Genomic DNA, 1,556 nt, shown 5'->3' on the forward strand with positions numbered 1-1,556 from the left:
ATATCGCACAATCAAGGGACAGGCTGTCAAAGGCAATATGGATGCCGCCCGAAAAGGTATGCTCAGAATTCAGCAGAGGAGGAATTACAGATGACCACGACAACAGAATTTCAGCTTGTTGATATCAATAAGTTAGTACCCTATGCCAATAACGCCAGAACGCACAACAAGGAACAGATCCTGAAACTTCGCTCTTCTCTGCGTGAGTTTGGATTTGTCAATCCGGTCATTATCGACAAGGCATATAACGTCCTCGCCGGTCACGGCAGAATTGAAGCCGCAAAAAAAGAAGGTATTGCAGAAGTCCCTTGTGTATTTGTTGACCATTTGACGGAAGCACAGAAGAAAGCATATATTCTTGCTGACAACCGGATGGCGTTAGATGCTGGCTGGGATGAGGAATTGCTGTCCGTTGAAATGCAGGAGTTGCAGGAACTCGGCTTCGACCTTTCCATGACCGGATTTGATGAAAAGGAACTGACAGATCTGCTGGGTGCGGATGCAGATGACGAGGCAAAAGAGGATGATTTTGACCTGTCTGCCGCCTTGGAAAAGGCAGCTTTTGTCCAGCGTGGCGATATATGGACAGTTGGCAGACACAAGCTGATGTGCGGTGATGCCACATCTGCGGAAGATGTATCTGCTCTCATGGGAGATACGAAGGCAAATCTCATTCTGACCGATCCCCCATATGGAGTTTCGTTTAAGAGTGCCAGCGGTTTGAGCATACAGAATGACAGTATGAAGAACGAGGAGTTTTATACATTTCTGCTGTCCTCCTTTCAGCGAATGGCAGAACATCTGGAAAAAGGCGGTTCTGCCTATGTATTCCATGCAGATACCGAAGGGCTGAATTTCCGTAAAGCTTTCATTGATGCCGGATTTCATCTTGCAGGCTGCTGCATCTGGGTAAAAGACAGCCTTGTGCTGGGACGCTCGGATTATCAGTGGCAGCACGAACCTGTGCTGTATGGTTTTATGCAGAATGGCAAGCATCACTGGTATTCCGACCGCAAGCAGACGACCATCTGGCATTTTGACAAGCCGAAACGCAATGCCAATCACCCCACCTCCAAGCCGCTGGACTTGCTTGGCTATCCCATCGGAAATTCTACACAGGAAAATGGCGTGGTAATGGACACCTTTGGCGGCAGCGGCTCTACTTTGATGGCTTGTGAGCAGATGAACCGCATCTGCTACACCATGGAACTGGATGAAAAATATGCCTCGGTGATTCTTCGCCGGTATGTGGAAGATACGGGAAATGCCGATGGTGTGTATGTTATCCGTGACGGGAAGCAGATTGCATACTCTGAACTGGTAAAGGAAGTGGAACTTTCCGATGATTAAAATTCTCCGTGCAGATGCCTTGGAAGGACTGCGAACACTTCCAAATGACAGCGTTTCCATGTGTGTCACAAGCCCACCTTATTATGGCTTGCGGGATTACGGCAATGCTGGTCAAATTGGAATCGAAGATTCTCCAGAACAGTATATACAAAAGCTGACTGCCATATTTCGAGAAGTACGGCGAGTGCTTCGACCAGACGGAACTT

The 1,556-nt window shown here is 47.9% G+C and carries 2 protein-coding genes; both read left to right on the plus strand.

The features are described 5' to 3' along the window. Window positions 1-90 precede the first annotated feature (90 nt). Window positions 91-1,350 carry a site-specific DNA-methyltransferase gene (locus DXB92_RS12925; RefSeq protein WP_117734194.1) on the plus strand — a complete coding sequence of 420 codons (1,260 nt, stop codon included), beginning with the start codon at window positions 91-93 and terminating at the stop codon, window positions 1,348-1,350. Continuing rightward, window positions 1,343-1,556: DNA methyltransferase (locus tag DXB92_RS13880; RefSeq protein ID WP_242986708.1), on the plus strand; the 214-nt coding region annotated here is incomplete at its 3' end. The genes DXB92_RS12925 and DXB92_RS13880, both read left to right, overlap by 8 nt.

The sequence above is a fragment of the Ruminococcus sp. OM06-36AC genome (assembly GCF_003438725.1).
Lineage (GTDB): Bacteria > Bacillota > Clostridia > Oscillospirales > Ruminococcaceae > Ruminococcus_C > Ruminococcus_C callidus.

Coding starts and splice junctions, on each gene's coding strand:
- DXB92_RS12925 (WP_117734194.1), top strand. CDS start 91: ATGACCACGACAACAGAATTTCAGCTTGTTGATATCAATAAGTTAGTA.